Genomic DNA, 17,304 nt, shown 5'->3' with positions numbered 1-17,304 from the left:
ATGAGCAAAAAGAAACTCATCCTTTTCGCGGCCATCCTCATAGCCGCAGCTTTTCTGGCAGGGTATGTCCTGCGCGGCGGACAGGCTCCGCAGAGTCAGATCGAAAGCGTCGAGGAACACGCCGAACACGGCCTTGAGGCTTCCGTCGACGAGTCGGGAGAAACCATCTGGACCTGCTCCATGCACCCGCAGATTCAGCTCAAGGAGCCGGGCAAGTGCCCTATATGCTTCATGGACCTGATCCCCCTCGAGCCCGAGGAAGGCGGCGAAAAGCAGAGCCTTCGCGAAATTCGGCTCTCCCCGGAGGCCCGCAAGCTCGCGGGCATCAGCGTGGAGAAGGTCAAGCGGCTGGACGTCGCGGTCCAGACCCGCATGGTGGGCAAAGTCAACTACGACGAGACCCGCGTCCGGGCCATCACCGCGTGGACCGGAGGCCGCATAGACCGCATGTACGTGGATTTCACGGGCAGCGAAGTCAAACAGGGCCAGCCGATGGTCTCGATATACAGCCCCGAGCTGCTCACCGCGCAGGTCGAGCTGATTCAGGCGATCAAGGCCGTGCGGGAGCTCAAGGACAGCTCTCTCGACCTCGTCCGCAAAAGCGCCACCCGCACCGAAAAGGCCGCTCGCGAAAAACTCCGGTTGCTCGGCCTGACCCGCAAGCAGATTCAGCGCGTGGTGGACCGCGGCGAGCCGCGCGACCACATCACCCTCTACTCGCCCCTGAGCGGCGTGGTGATCGAAAAGAAGGTCAACGAGGGCCAGTACGTGGACACCGGCACGGCCATCTATTCCGTGGCCGACCTGTCTTCGCTCTGGGTGGAGCTCGAAGCCTACGAGTCCGATCTGCCGTGGATCGAACTGGGAAAGACCGTCGAATTCCGCACCGAGGCCTACCCCGGCAAAAAGTTTTCCGGCGAAGTGGTCTACATTGACCCACTCGTGGACGAGGACACCCGCACGGTACGCGTGCGCCTGTCGGTCTCCAACGAAGACGGCAGCCTCAAGCCCGGCATGCTGGTCAAGGCCGTGCAGCAGAGCGATTCCCCGGCCGAGGGCGGCAAGGACTCTCCGCTGGTCATCCCGGCCTCCGCGCCGCTGATTACCGGCAAGCGCGCCGTGGTCTACGTGGCGGGCGAAGGCAACGACGGCACCTATGAGGGACGCGAGATCGTGCTCGGCCCCAAGGCCGGAGACTTCTACATCGTCAAGAACGGCCTTGAGGAAGGCGAGCTCGTTGTCACCAAGGGCAACTTCAAGATCGACAGCGCCGTGCAGATCGTGGCCAAGCCCAGCATGATGAATCCTTCGAGCGTTGCGGCCGGGACTGTGGAGCAGGAGCTTCCCGAACTGTTCCGCTCCAAGCTGCGGCTGCTGCACCAGAGCTTCATCGAATTGGAGAAGACCGTCGCCACCGGCGATCTGGACAAGACCCATCTGGCTTTCGGCAGCTTCAACAAGGAAATTCGCACCATCGACGACGACTCGCTCGAGGGTGACGCAGCCCTGAAGTGGCGGGAATACTCCATGCTCCTGAGCAACGACGCCATCCTCGCCGCCGAGGCGCCGGACACGAAGCGGCTCGGGGAGATCTTCGGCGAAATGAAACAGCACTACGCACAGCTCCGGAACGCCTTCGATCTGCGGTTCGGCGACGCGGAGTCCACTGTTCCCCGGAGTTTTCGTGAACAGCTCGGCGCGGTCTACCGTGAATACGTGAAGCTGGCGGAGGCGCTGGCGGGCGACGATCTTCAGGCGGCACGTCAGGCCACCGAGGCCGTGCACGCCGCCTTGCAGAAAGTTGACCCATCCGTGCTCGACGGGCCTTCTCACAACATCTGGACCTCGGCCCTGACCCGCATGAACGACGGCCTGTCCGCCATGCGCGAGTCAAGCGATCTGGTGGACATCCGCGCCGGATTCGAGCCGCTCTCCACCGGCCTGACCGACGCCGTGCTCAAGCTGGACGCCGAGACGGGCGGCCCCGCCTTCGAGATGTTCTGCCCCATGGCCTTCGACTACGAGGGCGCCACCTGGCTGCAGAGCGACGAGGAAGTGCGCAACCCCTACTTCGGCGCGGCCATGCTCGGCTGCGGCGAGGTAAACCGCCAACTCAAGCGTTGATCGGGGCCGGAATCCCATGGAAAACAAAACAGACAACAGGATAGAAGCGAAAAGCTTCACCGACAGGATAATCCGATTCTGCCTCGAGCAGAAGCTCATCGTGGTGCTGCTCGTCCTGCTGACAATGGGCTGGGGCATGATGGTCGCGCCGTTCGACTGGAACATCGGCGGCGTGCCTCGCGACCCGGTCCCCGTGGACGCCATCCCGGATATCGGCGAGAACCAGCAGATCGTCTTCACCCAGTGGACCGGCCGCTCTCCGCAGGACATGGAGGATCAGGTCACCTATCCGCTCACGGTCGCCCTGCTGGGTATCCCGGGCGTCAAGACCGTCCGCAGCTATTCCATGTTCGGTTTTTCCACCATCTACGTCATCTTCGAGGAGGACGTGGAGTTCTACTGGTCGCGCTCGCGGCTGCTGGAAAAGCTCAACAGCCTGCCGCCGGGCACGTTGCCGCAGGGGGTGCAGCCCACCCTCGGGCCAGACGCCACCGCCCTCGGACAGGTCTTCTGGTACACGCTGGAAGGACGCGACAAGGACGGCAACCCCACCGGCGGCTGGGACCTAGACGAACTGAGGAGTATACAGGACTGGTATGTCCGGTACGCCCTGCTCTCTGCGGACGGCGTCAGCGAGGCGGCCTCGGCGGGCGGCTTCGTCAAGGAATACCAGATCGACGTCGACCCGGACGAACTGTTTGCCGCCGGCGTGAGCCTTGAAGACGTGTTCTCGGCCGTGAAGATGTCCAACCTCGACGTTGGCGCGCGCACCATCGAGGTCAACAGCGTCGAATACCTGATCCGCGGCATCGGCTTCGTCAAGAATCTGGAAGATATCGGCGAGTCGGTGGTCAAGGTGGTCAACAACGTCCCCATCCGCGTGAAGGACGTGGCCGACGTGACCCTCGGCCCGGCCCTGCGGCGCGGCGTGCTCGACAAGGGCGGCGCAGAGGCGGTCGGCGGCGTTGTGGTCGCCAGATACGGCGAGAACCCGCTTCAGGTCATCAAGAACGTCAAGGCCAAGATCGAGGAGATCTCGCCGGGCCTGCCCACCAAGACCCTTGAGGACGGCACGGTCAGCAAGCTGACCATCGTCCCCTTCTATGACCGCTCCGGGCTTATCAAGGAGACGCTCGGGACCCTCGACAGCGCACTGACCGAGGAAATACTCATCACCATCATCGTGGTCCTCATCGCGGTGATGCATTTGAAGAGCTCTCTGCTCATATCCTCACTTTTGCCCATGGCCGTGATGATGTGCTTCATCGGCATGAAGGTCTTCGGGGTGGACGCGAACATCGTGGCGCTCTCGGGCATCGCCATCGCCATCGGCACCATGGTGGATATGGGCATCATCATCTGCGAGAACATCCTGCGAAAACTGGAGCGCGCCGCCCTCGACTGCAACAGGATGAAGCTCATCTTCAAAGGCGCCTCGGAGGTAGGCGGCGCAATCATGACGGCGGTGGCAACCACCATCGTCAGCTTCCTGCCGGTGTTCGCCATGGAAGGCCCCGAAGGCAAGCTCTTCAAGCCGCTGGCCTATACCAAGACTTTCGCGCTCATCGCCTCCATCATCGTGGCTCTGACGGTGCTGCCCACCATCGCGCACCTCATCTACAAGCGCAGGACCGGCAAAGGGTTCCGCTTCTCCGGACACCTCGTGACGGCCATGTATCTGGCCGCAGCCGCAGCCGCGGGATTCTACGTGAAGTGGTGGCTCGGCGCGTTCCTGCTCCTGCCCGCGGTGCACCGCATGTTCGCCAACCGGATGCCCCGGCGCATCGAGAGCCTGTTCGGCCACACGGAAAACATCGGCGTCATCCTTCTGGTGGCCGTGGTGCTCTCCAGTCACTGGCTGCCGCTTGGCCCCGAAAAGGGCGACCTGCTCAACTTCCTGTTCGTGGCGACACTCATCGGCGGAATCATGGGCTTCTTCCAGATATTCCAGAGGGCATACCCGACCATGCTCCGCTGGGCGCTGAGCCACAAGGCGGCGTTCCTGTGCCTGCCGTCGGGCGTGATTCTCTTCGGCGCACTTGTGTGGTTCGGAGCGGGAGCGCTGACCTCGTGGCTTCCCGACTCGGTGCGCGCCTCGCGCCCCGTGACCGCCCTGGTGCATGCCATGCCGGGCCTCGGCAAGGAATTCATGCCGCCGCTGGACGAAGGCTCGTTCCTGTATATGCCCACCACCATGCCCCACGCCTCCATCGGGGAGGTAAAGGACGTGCTCGCCAAGCAGGACATGGCCATGCTGGACATACCGGAGGTCGAGGAGGCCGTGGGCAAGCTCGGCCGCGCCGACACCCCGCTGGATCCGGCACCGGTCTCCATGATCGAGACGGTGATCAACTACAAGCCTGAATATCTCGTGGACGAGTCCGGCTCCCGCAAACGGTTCCGGTTCGACCCGAACCAGAAGGACTACTTCCGCTCCGAGGACGGCAAACCGCTCCCTGCGGGGGACGGTCTCCCGTATCTGGTACGCGGCTACTATCCCCGTGACGATCAGGGACGGCTCATTCCTGACCCCGACGGCAAACCCTTCCGGCTCTGGAGAAGCCCCCTCGACCCGGCCCTGAACCCCGGGCGCGAAGCATGGGACGGCGTCGACGACCCCGACGACATCTGGGACGCCATCACCGAGGCCGCCGAAATGCCCGGGACCACTTCGGCCCCGAAGCTGCAGCCCATAGCCGCCCGCATCGTCATGCTGCAGTCCGGGATGCGCGCGCCCATGGGCATCAAGGTCAAGGGGCCGGACCTCAAGTCCATCGAGTCCTTCGGCCTGCAGCTCGAGAAGCTGCTCAAGCAGGTGCCTTCGGTACAGCCTGCCGCCGTGGTCGCGGACCGCATCGTCGGCAAGCCCTACCTTGAAATCGTCATCGACCGCGAGGCCATCGCCCGTTACGGGATCAAGCTCGCCAAGGTGCAGGACGTCATCGAGGTGGGCGTGGGCGGCAGCAGGATCTCCACCACCGTGGAAGGCCGTGAGCGTTATCCCATGCGGGTGCGCTATCAGCGCGAACTGCGCGACAGCATCGACGAGTTGGAGAACATCCTCGTGGCAGCGCCGACGGGTGAGCAGATTCCGCTCAAGCAGCTGGCGGAGCTGCGCTACGTGCGCGGCCCGCAGGTCATCAAGAGCGAGGACACGTTCCTCATCGGCTACGTGCTCTTCGACAAGAAGTCCGGCTTCGCCGAGGTGGACGTCGTGGAGCAGGCCCGGGCCTACCTTCAGAGCAAGATCACGGCGGGCGAGCTGACCGTTCCCAGCGGCGTCTCATACGAGTTCGCCGGAAACTACCAGAATCAGGTGCGGGCCCAGAAGAAGCTGGCCGTCATTCTGCCGCTGGCACTGCTGGTCATCGTGATCATCCTGTACCTGCAGTTCAAGTCCATCGCCACGACGCTCATGGTCTTCTCCGGCATCCTCGTGGCGTGGTCAGGCGGGTTCCTGATGATCTGGCTCTACGGGCAGGACTGGTTCCTGAACTTTAGCGTGTTCGGAACGCACATGCGAGAACTGTTTCAGGTGCATTCCATCAACCTGAGCGTGGCCATCTGGGTGGGATTCCTCGCCCTGTTCGGCATCGCCTCGGACGACGGGGTCATCATGGCAACCTATCTCGACGAAAGCCGCGACACGCGCGACATGTCCAACAGGCGAGCGGTGCGTGAGGCCATCGTCGAAGGCGCGAAGCGTCGCATCCGGCCCGCGCTCATGACCTCGGCCACCACCATCCTCGCACTCATTCCGGTGCTCACCTCCACAGGTCGCGGCGCGGACATCATGGTCCCCATGGCCATCCCGTCCTTCGGCGGCATGACCATAGCCATCCTGACCGTGTTCGTGGTGCCGGTCCTCTACTCGCTCGTCGAGGAAATAAAACTGAAAAACGCACAAGAAACGTCCGGGCCCGAAGCGGAACCATCCGACTCGGCCTCGGCATAATACCTAAACTCCAAAGGAGATCGAAATGAAGAAACCGACCCTTTTCGCGCTGGCGCTTACCCTGACCCTCTCCATGGCCGGATTCGCTTCGGCCGGCACCATGAGCAACAGCAACATGGACCACGGCAACATGAACCACGGCAGCATGGAAAACGGCTCCATGGATCACGGGAACATGGACATGCAGGGCGCTGGCAACGCCCACAAGGGCATGATGCAGATGGAGACCAACCTCGAACTCATGAAAAAGGACGTGGAGGCCATGAAGAGCCCCGCGGGACGCGACGCCGCCATGAAAGCCATGAACAAGCACATGATGGACATGCACATGGGCATGAAGTCCGTGAAGGACCACGCCCACTCCTCCGGCAACACCGGAATGCAGAAGTCCATGAAGCGTCTGGACAAAGACATGATGACCACCATGAAGGGCATGGGCCTCATGAAGAAAGACCCGGATCAGGCCGTTCCCATGATGATGGAAGGCCTCGAAGGCATGGAGTCCACCGTGGATTCCATGAAGGGCCAGATGTAGGCTCGTCCGGCGTTCGGACCCCGGCGGGGCGCGGCTTGTCCGCGCCCCGTCATCTTTCTTGCCGCACCGTTTCGACACGCAGGCCCGGAACTATTCGTGCTGACGTTTTATTATCAGCAAAGCGACACCTATTATAAAAGACCAGTTTTCTACAGGGATGGTACGTAACGTCCATGGACAAAACCAACCTGCAGACGTGCCGGGACTATTCCCCCTCCTTCGCGCTAAACATTCCGACCAAGCTGTACGGGCGTGAAGACGCCATTGGCAGAATGCTCGGCACCTTCGAAGACGTATGCCTCGGAGAGGGAAAGCTGCTGCTGGTCCCCGGATACTCCGGCGTCGGCAAGACCGCGCTGGTGATGCAGCTTGAGTCGCCCATCGCCGAACGAAACGGTTTCTTCTGCAAAGGCAAGTTCAACCAGTTTCGCAAAAACGTCCCCTACTTCGCCATCCGTCAGGCTGTTGACGAATTGCTGGAGCACCTGCTGCGGGAGCCGCCCGAGCAGCTTGCAATGTGGAGCGAACAGCTCATGGAGGCCGTGGGCGAGCTGGGCCAGCTGCTCTTGGACCTGTCCCCGAAGTTCGAAAGGATCATCGGCCCGCAGCCTAGCGTTCCCGGCATCAGCCCGCAGGAAGCCAGACACCGGTTCAGCAAGGTTCTGCGCAGCGCGCTGAAGGTATTCTGCAAGCCGGACACCCCCCTCGTGCTTTTCATCGACGACTGGCAGTGGGCGGACCCGGCATCGCTGGAGTTGCTGAAGCAGCTGCGCATCGGCGAGGACCTGCGCTACCTGCTGGTCATCGCCGCATACAGGGACAACGAAGTGGACGAGGAGCACCCGTTTCAGCTCGTGCTCAACGACCTGCGCCTGCAGGAAACCCCGATCGACATCGAGCACGTCGCCCCTCTCGAATTCAAAGACGTGGACCGGTTCGTCAGGGACAGCCTGCGCCCCGCGGTGGAAGCCAAGTCCGGACTCGTCGAGATCATCCATGACCGCACCCGGGGCAACCCGTTTTTCATGCACGCCTTTCTCGGCTTCATCCACCAGACGGGCATTCTCCGGTACGATGCCGAAGAGGGCCTTTGGATATGGATGGACGAGAGAAAGCACTGCGAACAACTGCCTGCCGACGTCGTGGAGCTTTTCGCAAGAGAATTCCGACGCCACGACAAGCCCCTTCAGGACCTGCTCTTCAAAGCCGCCTGTCTGGGAAGCCGTTTTCGGACGGATATTCTGTCCATTGTCAGCGGACACCCGGCCTCCGAGTGCTTACGGATTCTCTCGTCCGAGGCGGTGGGCCCTTTCTTCATCAGGCAAAACAACGGAAGAAGCAGCGCCGCAAGTGGCGATACGGACATCGTCACGTTTCAATTTGTCCACGACAGGGTCCAGCAGGCCGCCTACGGTCTCGTGCCAGATGCCGACCTGCCCGAAGAACGCCTCGCCATCGGCAGGGCGCTGCTCTCCGCCCTGAGCAGGCCGCAGGTGGACGAGCACCTTTTCGAAATCACCGAGCACATGAACGCCGGGCAGCCGCTCATCCATGACGCCGAAGAACGACTCAGGCTTTTGGAGCTCAACATCCGGGCCGCGACCAAGGCCCGGGCCGCCACGGCGTATCAGGCTGTGCTTCAGTTTCACCGCGCCGCCGGGAGCCTGCTCGAAGACCCCGCCGCAGCCGAAAGAGCCTGGTCGGAACGACACGACAGCACCATGGCGCTGTATCTCGGCTGGTCGGAGAGCGAGTTCCTCGAAGGAGACCAGTCCGAGTTCCGGCACCATATCAAGACCGCCATGGAGCACGCGCGAACCCCGCTGGAGCGTGCCGAAGCGCAGCGGGTACTCATCGTCCAATACACCCTGCTGGCCCGGTACCCCAAAGCCATTGCCGCAGGCATCAGCGGTCTCGAGGCGCTGGGTGTCAAGCTCCCGGAGGATGACTACGAAGCCGCGCGCGACCGCGAACTGCGATTGATCAGGGACAAGCTCAGCACTCGCGACGTCTCCTCGTTCCACGACATGCCTGTCATGAGCCGCGAAGACACCCGCATGGCGACGCAACTGCTCATCACCATGGGGCCGCCCTGCTACCGGGCGCACCAGCGGCTCTGGTCCGTGCTGGTTCCCAAGGTGATCAACCTGATCCTTGAGCACGGAAACATGCCCGAGGCTGGATACAGCCACACCGCACTGGCAGGCCTGCTCGTCTGGGTGGACAACGACCTCGAACTCGCCGGAGAGTTCACGGACCTCGCCGAAAGGCTCATGACCGAAACCTTCGACTCCCCTTCGGACCGGAGCGTCTTCTACCTCATGATCGGCAGCTCCGCCCGCCACTGGTTCCGGCACATGAAGGAGAGCTCGCAGGACTACGCCGATGCTTACGAAATCGGTTCCAGATCCGGCAACCTCCAGTACGCGGCATACGCTTTCGGCCACAACATGTACTGCCGCCTCTTTCAGGGGACCCCCCTCGCAGTGCTGAAAAAGGAAGCCCAGAGTTCCCTGAACTTCAGCCGCACGCGCTTCAACCAGTGGGCCATAGACCTTCTGGAAGGGGGCATCCACATCGTCGACAGGCTCTGTTCCCCCGACGAAGCGCAGCCCTCCGCCCTGCGATGGGAGGAGGACTACCTCGAACGCGTGGACCGGAACCACAATATTCAGGTCCAGTGCATCTACAACGTGCTGCGTTCGCTGCAGCTGCTGATCATGAACGACTACTCCCACGCGAAAGCCGTCTCCGATCAGGCACATGAAATCATCTACACGGTGGGCACGCAGGGGCTCCTTCCGTGGCCGGAACACCTGTTCATCCGGTTCATGATCCTCGCCGCACGAAACGACAGCGGCACAGGGCCGGACGCGCACGGAGAAATGGAGCACATCCTCGGCCTGCTGGAACGCTGGGCCCTCCACTGCCCCGCCAACTACGAATTCAAGCGGCTACTCGCCAAAGCGGAAATGGACCGCCTGTGGGGAAACCACGGACAGGCCATGGTTCACTACGAAAAGGCCGTTGCCGCTGCGCAGCAGGAAGGCTTTCTCCACTGGCAGGCGCTCGCCAACGAGCGGGCCGCGCTGTTCTGGGAGGGGCGTGGCACCGGACAGGTCGCGCAGACTTACTGGCAGCAGGCGTACAACGGATATGACGACTGGGGCGCGCACGCCAAGACGCGGGCCATGGAAGACCGTTTCCGCCAGCTGCTCACGAATGCCGTGCCGGACGCCGGGGACGAGAGTTCCTCCGAGCACCTGAATGTGGTCCGCTCCACCCTCATCGAAAGGCAGATCGATCTGCTGCGCTCCAAGGAAATCCGCTCCGAAGAGTCCCTCAAGCGGCAGGACGCCGAACGACAGGCCCGCGACCTTGCGAAAGCCACCGGCCGACTTCGCGAGGAAGTGGCCCGGCGCAAGAAGGTCGAGGAGGAGCTTCGCCAGAGCGAGGAACGCTACCGCCTGACCATCGTGGCGGTGCGCGACGGCATGTGGGACTGGAACATGCTCACCGACGAGATCAGCTGGGACCGCCGCTCCTACGAGATGCTCGGGTTCGAGGCGAACGCCTTCGAACTGAAGATGGACACATGGACAGAGCTGCTGCACCCCGATGAAAGGGACCAAACCGTCGCCTCGATGAAACAGCAGATTCGGGAAATGGAGGCCTTCAACATCGAGTTCAGGTACATGACCGCCGATGATGACTGGCTCTGGGTTCAGAGCCGGGGACAGGTCGTCAGTCACGAGGCAGGTGCCCCCGCCCGGATGGTCGGCACCTGCACCGATATCAGCGCCCGCAAGCGCGCCGAGGAGTCCATGCTGGAGGCCAAGGATCAGGCGCTGGCCGCCAACAAGTCCAAGTCCATCTTCCTCGCCAACATGAGTCATGAAATCCGCACGCCGCTCAACGGAGTCACCGGCATGCTGCAACTCATGCAGACAACCGAGCTCGACGAAGAGCAGGCAGAGTACGCCCGGACGGCCCTGCAATCCAGCAGGCGGCTGACACAGCTCCTGAGCGACATTCTCGACCTCTCGCGCGTCGAGGCGGGCAGGATGAAGCTCGCCGACGCGCCGTTCGACTTCCATGAAGCAATGGACGCCCTTGTTCAGCTTTTCCGTCCGGTGGCTCACCAGAAAGGGTTGGAGCTGCGCTCGTGGATCGACCCCGATACGCCGGCCTTTCTCTCCGGAGACTCGCTGCGCATCCAGCAGATTCTCAGCAACCTGATCGGCAACGCCATAAAATTCACGGACACCGGGCATATCGAACTCCGAAGCCACTACATCCCGGCCACGCACAGCGAGACCCCCCAGCTGCTCTTCGTGGTGGCGGACACCGGCATCGGCATCGCCGAAGACATGCAGAGCAAGCTCTTCGAAGCCTTCACGCAGGCCGAAGGAGAGTACAAACGCCACTTTCAGGGGGCGGGGCTTGGGCTGGCAATCTCAAGAGATCTCCTCGAACTCATGGGCGGCACCATAGAAGTCGCCAGCCGTGAGGGTGAAGGCACGGAGTTTCACGTGGGCATCCCCTGCAAACCTGTCGACCGGGATACGAGCTCCGCAGTCCGCCCCTCCGAAGAGCCTGCCCTGGCAAACCTGCACGTGCTGCTGGCCGAAGACGACCGCATAAGCCAGCTCAGCATGAAGCGCATGCTCGAAAAAATGGGCCACCGCGTCCTTGCGGTGGAAAACGGCGAGGAAGCGTTGCAGGCTCTGCGGGAGAACACCTTCGATCTGACCATGCTCGACATTCAGATGCCCCTGCTCGACGGCGAGGAGACCACGGAAGCGATCCGCAGAGGCGATGCCGGAGAAGCATCCAGCGATATCCCCATCGTCGCAATGACCGCCTACTCCATGTCCGGCGACAGGGAGCGGTTCATTGCCTGCGGCATGGATGGCTACCTCTCCAAGCCGGTGGACCTGAAGGACCTGAAAAAAGAGCTCGCCGCGGTGATGAACCCCTGAGGTCCGCCATGGCGCTCCCCGGACAGTCCCTTTTTTTCGCCGAAACCGGTTGCCCCGGATACCTCCTTGAAATATGATCGGACCAATACCATTTTCAGGAGGTTTCCATGGGACGCGAGACCATTCTCTTCAAAAGCGAAGAAAGCAAATCCTCGGCAGAGGCGGCGGCCGTGCTGCGCACCATCGCGGACAAGGTAGAGGCCGGTTCCATAACCCTGACCGCGCATGACTCGCAGGTGATGCTCTCCATTCCCCCGCAGGTCACTCTTGAGATCAAGGCCGAAGAGGAGGAAGGACGCACCCTCAAGCGTTCGCTGGAAGTCGAGATCGAATGGGCCGAAGGTGAAGGCGAAGCGGCGGCAGCGGGTGTCGCAATAGACTGACCCCGACCTCGACGCCGAGCCCGGATGAAACGTGATGAAAAAAGGCCGACGGGATACTCCGTCGGCCTTTTGGTATCTTGATCGGCGTGGTCTCGGTGTGCCTCGAGGTGCGATGCTACATGTCGAGAATCCGCTTGGCGGTCTCGTCCATGACGTCGGTGATGAAGGGCACGCCGGTCTCACGCTCGGTCTCGCGGTTGCCGGAGGCGATGTCGTAGCGCGAGATTTCATCAAGAGAGAACTTGCGTGCGCCGCACAGGAGCTGCTGAAGCCCGGCGGACAGCTTGTCCACGAGGCACCAGATGGCCACAGCGCCGAGCGGAACGTTCTTCATCTCGTCCTTGCCCACCTTCTTCTGCACGTCCTGATAACAGGTGAAGATCTCTTCGGCGGTGCTGCCGTAGCGGGCAACGGAAGCCGGGAGCTTGTCCCAGTTGCCGTTGAGCGCTTCGCGCCGCTCGGGGTGCAGAACGCCCTCGATGTTGGCGCCGAGGAAGCCGGGGATCATCATGGCGCGACCCATGCAGATCATCTTGGTGAACGGGGCGCCGAGCGAGAGGGCCTTGAAGATGTTGCTGCACTTGCCGAAGCCGCCGGCAAAGGACATGTCCGGCACGCGCTGGCCCTTGGCGGCGAGGTGCGATGCATACTCGTGCGCCTTGGAATGCAGCAGGATGGACGGGACGCCCCAGCTCTCCATCATGTTCCACGGGCTCATGCCGGTTCCGCCGCCGGAGCCGTCCATGGTAAGCAGGTCCAGCTCGGTCTCGGAGGCGAACTTGATGGCCATGGCCAGCGCTTCCATTCCATAGGAGCCGGTCTTCAGGGAAATGCGCTTGAAGCCGAGCTCGCGCAGGTAGTTGACGGTTTCGTAAAACTCGTCGCGCACCTGCTCGTAGGAGGCGAGGTTGGTGTATCCCAGACGGCTGTGGCGGGCGAAGTGCTTGATGGCGCCCTGATGGAAGCCTTCCTGGACCTCGGGCTTTTCCGGATCCGGGTCCACGAGGTAGCCGCGCTTCTTGAGAAAGAGCGCGTAGTCGAGGCTGGAGACTTCGATTTCGCCGCCGATGTTTTTGGCGCCCTGTCCCCACTTGAGCTCGACGATGACCTTGTCGCCGTACTTCTCGGCAAGGTACTCGGCCACGCCGTTGCGGGTGTCCTCGACGTTCATCTGGACGATGATGGCCCCGTAGCCGTCGTAGTAGCGCATGTAGGTGTCGATGCGACGTTCCAGCTCGGGAGCCTTGGTGATGCGACCGTTGCTCATTTCGGCCTCGCGGTCCACGCCCACAACGTTCTCCCCGACCACGATGGGCGCGCCCACCAGTGCGCAACCGGCGGCGAAGGAGTCCCAGTACTTGGCGGCGATAAACGTGGAGCCGAGGGCGCCGGTCATGAACGGCACACGACACTTGGTCTTTTCGGACGCGCCGAAGGAGGTTTCCAGGTTCACATCGGTGAAGAGCAGATCTTCATCGCTGTTGACGGGACCGTTGGCACCGTAGTTCAGGCCCTGAATACGAAGAGAGTTGTAGGAAACGCCCACATGCGTGGTGTTGCCGCTGCCCGCGGTGACCAGACCGAAGTCGCGGGGGTAGAGAATTTCACGACCGCGCATGGAGGACATCCAGGTCTCGCACTTGCCCTGACAGTCGGCACGGCAAAGGGTGCAAAGGCCGGATTCCACGGCATTACCACGGTTTACGCTTCCAAGAACATCATTGCTTTTTGACCAGTTCATTCGTTCGAATCTCCTTCCGTGTGATCATGAGTAATTGCGCAGAGGCCAATACCAATATCGCAACCCGGTGTCACTCAAAAATCCGTTTTTTCGACATTTCAAACCCTGTTTTCCGTCAAAAGACTCCTTAAATCCGCTGCCGCGACAGCCAAAAATTACAATATCGACAAAAGCAAGACATAATTCACGACCTCCAGCATACACTCACCCCACCCATTCCGCACAATCTTACACAATTGGGAAATGATGACTTCGGCAACGCACCCGCGCCCGGCGGAGAAACAGATTTTCAAGTCAGGCTAGTCAAACAGTCCGGCAATGAGTATTCTTCGAACATAGGCCTTTCCGCCATGAAGAGAGCCGCGGCGGACGCTGCCCTGAAACGGCTCCAGCGCCTGCGTCCGGGAAAGGAATCCGATATTCCGGCTCGGAGGCAGATACCCGACAGGGATTCCTCATGCCTGTTCCGCGGAATTGCGTGAGAATCCAGCCGACTGCGAATCAACGTTCATCCTCTTTGCACCACACGAAGGCCGATCAGCATCATGAAGCACCATCAAGCAATGGAGGGAGAACCATGGATCGTCGTGATTTTCTGAAACAAACCATCCGGGGCGGTATCGTCGCCGGGTCTACCCTCGCCTTCGGCGGCGTGCAGGCCTTCTGGAACACGCCCGCCATGGCCGCCCCGGAAAACCCGTGGGACCTCGTGGCCATCCGCGGCGGCGAGCCGGACGAAATGTTCGACAGCGCCATCAGTGCCTACAACGGCATGAAGACCTTCGTGTCCCGAGGCGACAGGGTCGTCGTGAAGCCGAACATCGGCTGGGACGTGTCTCCGCAGCGGGGCGGCAACACCAACCCCAGACTGGTCGGGCGTATCGTCGAACATTGCTACGACGCCGGAGCCGCGGAAGTGATCGTCTTCGACCATTCCTGCGACAACTGGCGGCAGTGCTACCTGAACAGCGGCATAGAAAACGCGGTGGAGGCCGCCGGCGGCAGGATGATCTCGGCGGACAGCGAAGGATACTACCGAGAAGTCCCGATCCCCGAAGGCCGCCGTCTGAAAAGGGCGCAGGTGCACAAGGCGCTTCTGGACGCGGACGTGTTCTTCAACGTCCCGGTCCTGAAGGATCACAGCTCATCGCTGATAACCGCCGGCATGAAGAACCTGATGGGCGTGGTCTGGGACCGCTGGTACTTCCACCGCAACGACCTGCACCAGTGCATCGCGGACATGGCCTCACTGCGCAAACCCGACCTCACCATTCTGGACGCCTACCACGTCATGATGCGAAACGGCCCGCGGGGAGTCTCGGTGGAAGACGTTGTGCAGATGAAGGCACAGGTCCTGTCGACGGACTTCGTTGCTGCGGATGCCGCGGGGGCAAGACTCTACGGTGTGGAACCGGACGAGGTGCGCCACATCGAACTCGCCTCGCAGATGCAGCTCGGCAGGATGGACCTGAAAAACCTGTCCATCAATCGCATCAAGCTCGGATAGAATGCGCCGCTCCAGACTGAAACGCCTCCGGGTCGCAGCCGCCCTCGCCTTTCTGGTCTCGACCTCGCTTCTCTTTCTGGATTTCAGGGAGGTCGGGGCAGTAAGGCTTGCCGACGCAGTCGTGTACCTGCAATTCGTCCCGTCGCTGCTCGATTTTCTGGATAACGCCGCGCTGGCGGCAGCCGGTTGCCTTGCGGTGCTGCTCGTCACGCTCCTCTTCGGGCGTGTCTACTGCTCGACGGTTTGCCCCTTCGGCACACTGCAGGATGCGATCAGCCGCGCAACCGGCCGAAGACGTAGCGGCTTCGCCCTCACCAAGCCGCACAACATGTTGCGATACACGCTGCTGACCCTGACCGTGCTGCTGTTTCTCGTCGGGAGCGGGCTACTGGTCAATCTTCTGGATCCATTCAGCAATTTCGGACGCATCCTCTCCAACCTCGCCCGCCCCGCTCTCATCGCCGTAAACAACGCCCTCGCCCCCATGTTCGAAGCCTTCGGATCGCACGCCGTGTACAGGGTCCGGTGGCCGGTCATCGCGCCGGCTTCCATTGCCGCGGCCACGACGATGCTGTTGCTGGCGGGCTGGCTCAGCGCCCGACACGGGCGCCTCTACTGCAATACCATCTGTCCCGTCGGTGCGCTGCTGGGGCTAGTCTCAAAGCTGTCGCCGGTTCGCATCCGCTTTGAAGCGGACATGTGCCGAGAGTGCGGCCGCTGCGAGCGTGTCTGCAAGGCAGCTTGCATTGATTTCAAACAAAAGCAGGTTGACGTCAGCCGCTGCGTGTCCTGCTACAACTGCCTCTCGGCGTGTCCGGACAACGTCCTGCACCTGAGGACCGCGTCCACGCCCAAAGCCCGGACGGGCAACAAAGCCTCCGGCAGAAGGAAATTCATCATCGCACTGGCGACCGGCGGACTGGGACTCGCCGCGACCGGCGTAGAAGCCGCCCTGCCGCCGGGCTTTGTTCCGAGCCGCCCCACGACGATCCCCGAAAATCGAACCGGTCCGGCCTCGCCGCCCGGTTCCATGTCCATCGCTCACTTCACGGCCAAATGCACGGCTTGCCACCTCTGCGTCTCCGCCTGCCCGTCACGCGTGCTGGTCCCCTCCGTGCTCGACTACGGTCCATCCGGCATCATGCAGCCCAAAATGGGCTTTGCCTCGGCACATTGCAACTACGACTGCACCATCTGTTCGCAGATATGCCCCAGCGGCGCCATCCTGCCCCTGACCAAAAAACAAAAGCACCGCACCCAGATCGGCAAGGCACACTTCATCAAGAAAAACTGCGTTGTATACACCGACGAAACAAACTGCGGCGCCTGCTCCGAACACTGCCCCACCAAGGCGGTTCGCATGGTGCCCTACGAGAACGCCAAAGGCCGAAAACTCGTCATTCCCGAAGTGAACCGGAAGATATGCGTCGGCTGCGGCGGCTGCGAACACGCCTGCCCCACCCGGCCCTACAGGGCGATCTTCGTGGATGGAAACCCCGTTCATCAACGCGCGGAAAAACCTGTCATCAAGAAACTGAAACCGGCCCCGCACCTTGAAGAGGATTTTCCCTTCTGATCTTCAAAGATCCCGAACCCTCACGGACAGAAGGGGCATCAAGGCCCTCCGGGCAAATCCTCCGCGACGCACTCCGTCGAGACAACGGCATTATTGATTCCCTTTCACGGAATACAAGCGCAACCAGAATACCGTGAGGCCGCCGGCATACGCACATGCGGATGACTGATATCCGTTTTCAGAGTTTGCGCCTGTTGCGCAGCAAGTCTTAGGGTATGGTCAAATAAAAGAACCAAGGAGGAACATATGAGCCTTTACCTTCGCAGCAGCACGGCCACCACGGCCGGCGTGGCCCTTGCCGGGGCAGCGGCCTACGCGCTTTACAAGACCGGCGCCCTCCGGCCCGTGGCTGTCGGCGTGATCCGCGGCGGCATGAAACTTTCCGGCTGGGTCGGCGACAAGTACCGGTCCGCCGGGAGCGAGTTCAAGGGTATGGTGGAAGAAGCCAGAAAGCCTTCCGCTTCCGGGATCGAGCAGAAAGCCGAAAAATAGTTTTCAAAA

General features: G+C 61.7%; 9 protein-coding genes. 8 read left to right on the top strand and 1 reads right to left on the bottom strand.

Annotated features, from left to right (window positions below):
- From BR24_RS00690 to BR24_RS00670, 5 genes are all read left to right on the top strand, one after another.
- Window positions 1-2,124, top strand: a complete 2,124-nt coding sequence (locus BR24_RS00690) for an efflux RND transporter periplasmic adaptor subunit (protein WP_496539590.1) — start codon at window positions 1-3, stop codon at window positions 2,122-2,124.
- 16 nt (window positions 2,125-2,140) lie between these two features.
- A complete protein-coding gene (locus tag BR24_RS00685) occupies window positions 2,141-6,079 on the top strand; it encodes an efflux RND transporter permease subunit (protein ID WP_496539589.1) in 3,939 nt (1,312 codons plus the stop codon).
- 25 nt (window positions 6,080-6,104) lie between these two features.
- Entirely contained in the window at window positions 6,105-6,614 is a 510-nt protein-coding gene (locus BR24_RS00680) for a hypothetical protein (RefSeq protein WP_496539588.1), read from the top strand.
- Between the two features lie 173 nt (window positions 6,615-6,787).
- Window positions 6,788-11,596, top strand: a complete 4,809-nt coding sequence (locus tag BR24_RS00675; RefSeq protein ID WP_496539587.1) for an AAA family ATPase — start codon at window positions 6,788-6,790, stop codon at window positions 11,594-11,596.
- Window positions 11,597-11,703: 107 nt separating this feature from the next.
- Window positions 11,704-11,979 carry an amphi-Trp domain-containing protein gene (locus BR24_RS00670; protein ID WP_496539586.1) on the top strand — a complete coding sequence of 92 codons (276 nt, stop codon included), beginning with the start codon at window positions 11,704-11,706 and terminating at the stop codon, window positions 11,977-11,979.
- A 115-nt stretch (window positions 11,980-12,094) separates the two neighbouring features.
- On the opposite strand, the gene BR24_RS00665 is transcribed toward BR24_RS00670, so the two are convergent.
- Window positions 12,095-13,720, bottom strand: coding sequence for a glutamate synthase-related protein (locus BR24_RS00665; protein WP_496539585.1), 1,626 nt, complete (start codon window positions 13,718-13,720; stop codon window positions 12,095-12,097).
- Window positions 13,721-14,297: 577 nt separating this feature from the next.
- Here BR24_RS00665 and BR24_RS00660 point away from each other — a divergent pair.
- The 3 genes from BR24_RS00660 (at window position 14,298) to BR24_RS00650 (ending at window position 17,295) form a co-directional block, all read left to right on the top strand.
- On the top strand, window positions 14,298-15,227 hold the full coding sequence (locus tag BR24_RS00660) for a DUF362 domain-containing protein (RefSeq protein WP_496539584.1): 930 nt from the start codon (window positions 14,298-14,300) through the stop codon (window positions 15,225-15,227).
- Window position 15,228: 1 nt separating this feature from the next.
- Entirely contained in the window at window positions 15,229-16,803 is a 1,575-nt protein-coding gene (locus BR24_RS00655) for a 4Fe-4S binding protein (protein ID WP_496539583.1), read from the top strand.
- Between the two features lie 246 nt (window positions 16,804-17,049).
- On the top strand, window positions 17,050-17,295 hold the full coding sequence (locus BR24_RS00650; RefSeq protein WP_496539582.1) for a hypothetical protein: 246 nt from the start codon (window positions 17,050-17,052) through the stop codon (window positions 17,293-17,295).
- The last annotated feature ends 9 nt before the right edge of the window (window positions 17,296-17,304 follow it).

It is taken from the genome of Pseudodesulfovibrio halophilus DSM 5663 (assembly GCF_059568665.1).
Note: the sequence above shows the minus strand (reverse complement) of the source record. Positions and strands in the feature narration are given on the sequence as shown.

What these genes read in the sequence shown, in the direction of transcription:
- BR24_RS00690 (WP_496539590.1), top strand. Translation starts at nt 1, where the DNA reads ATGAGCAAAAAGAAACTCATCCTTTTCGCGGCCATCCTCATAGCCGCA.
- BR24_RS00685 (WP_496539589.1), top strand. Translation starts at nt 2,141, where the DNA reads ATGGAAAACAAAACAGACAACAGGATAGAAGCGAAAAGCTTCACCGAC.
- BR24_RS00680 (WP_496539588.1), top strand. Translation starts at nt 6,105, where the DNA reads ATGAAGAAACCGACCCTTTTCGCGCTGGCGCTTACCCTGACCCTCTCC.
- BR24_RS00675 (WP_496539587.1), top strand. Translation starts at nt 6,788, where the DNA reads ATGGACAAAACCAACCTGCAGACGTGCCGGGACTATTCCCCCTCCTTC.
- BR24_RS00670 (WP_496539586.1), top strand. Translation starts at nt 11,704, where the DNA reads ATGGGACGCGAGACCATTCTCTTCAAAAGCGAAGAAAGCAAATCCTCG.
- BR24_RS00665 (WP_496539585.1), bottom strand. Translation starts at nt 13,720, where the DNA reads ATGAACTGGTCAAAAAGCAATGATGTTCTTGGAAGCGTAAACCGTGGT.
- BR24_RS00660 (WP_496539584.1), top strand. Translation starts at nt 14,298, where the DNA reads ATGGATCGTCGTGATTTTCTGAAACAAACCATCCGGGGCGGTATCGTC.
- BR24_RS00655 (WP_496539583.1), top strand. Translation starts at nt 15,229, where the DNA reads ATGCGCCGCTCCAGACTGAAACGCCTCCGGGTCGCAGCCGCCCTCGCC.
- BR24_RS00650 (WP_496539582.1), top strand. Translation starts at nt 17,050, where the DNA reads ATGAGCCTTTACCTTCGCAGCAGCACGGCCACCACGGCCGGCGTGGCC.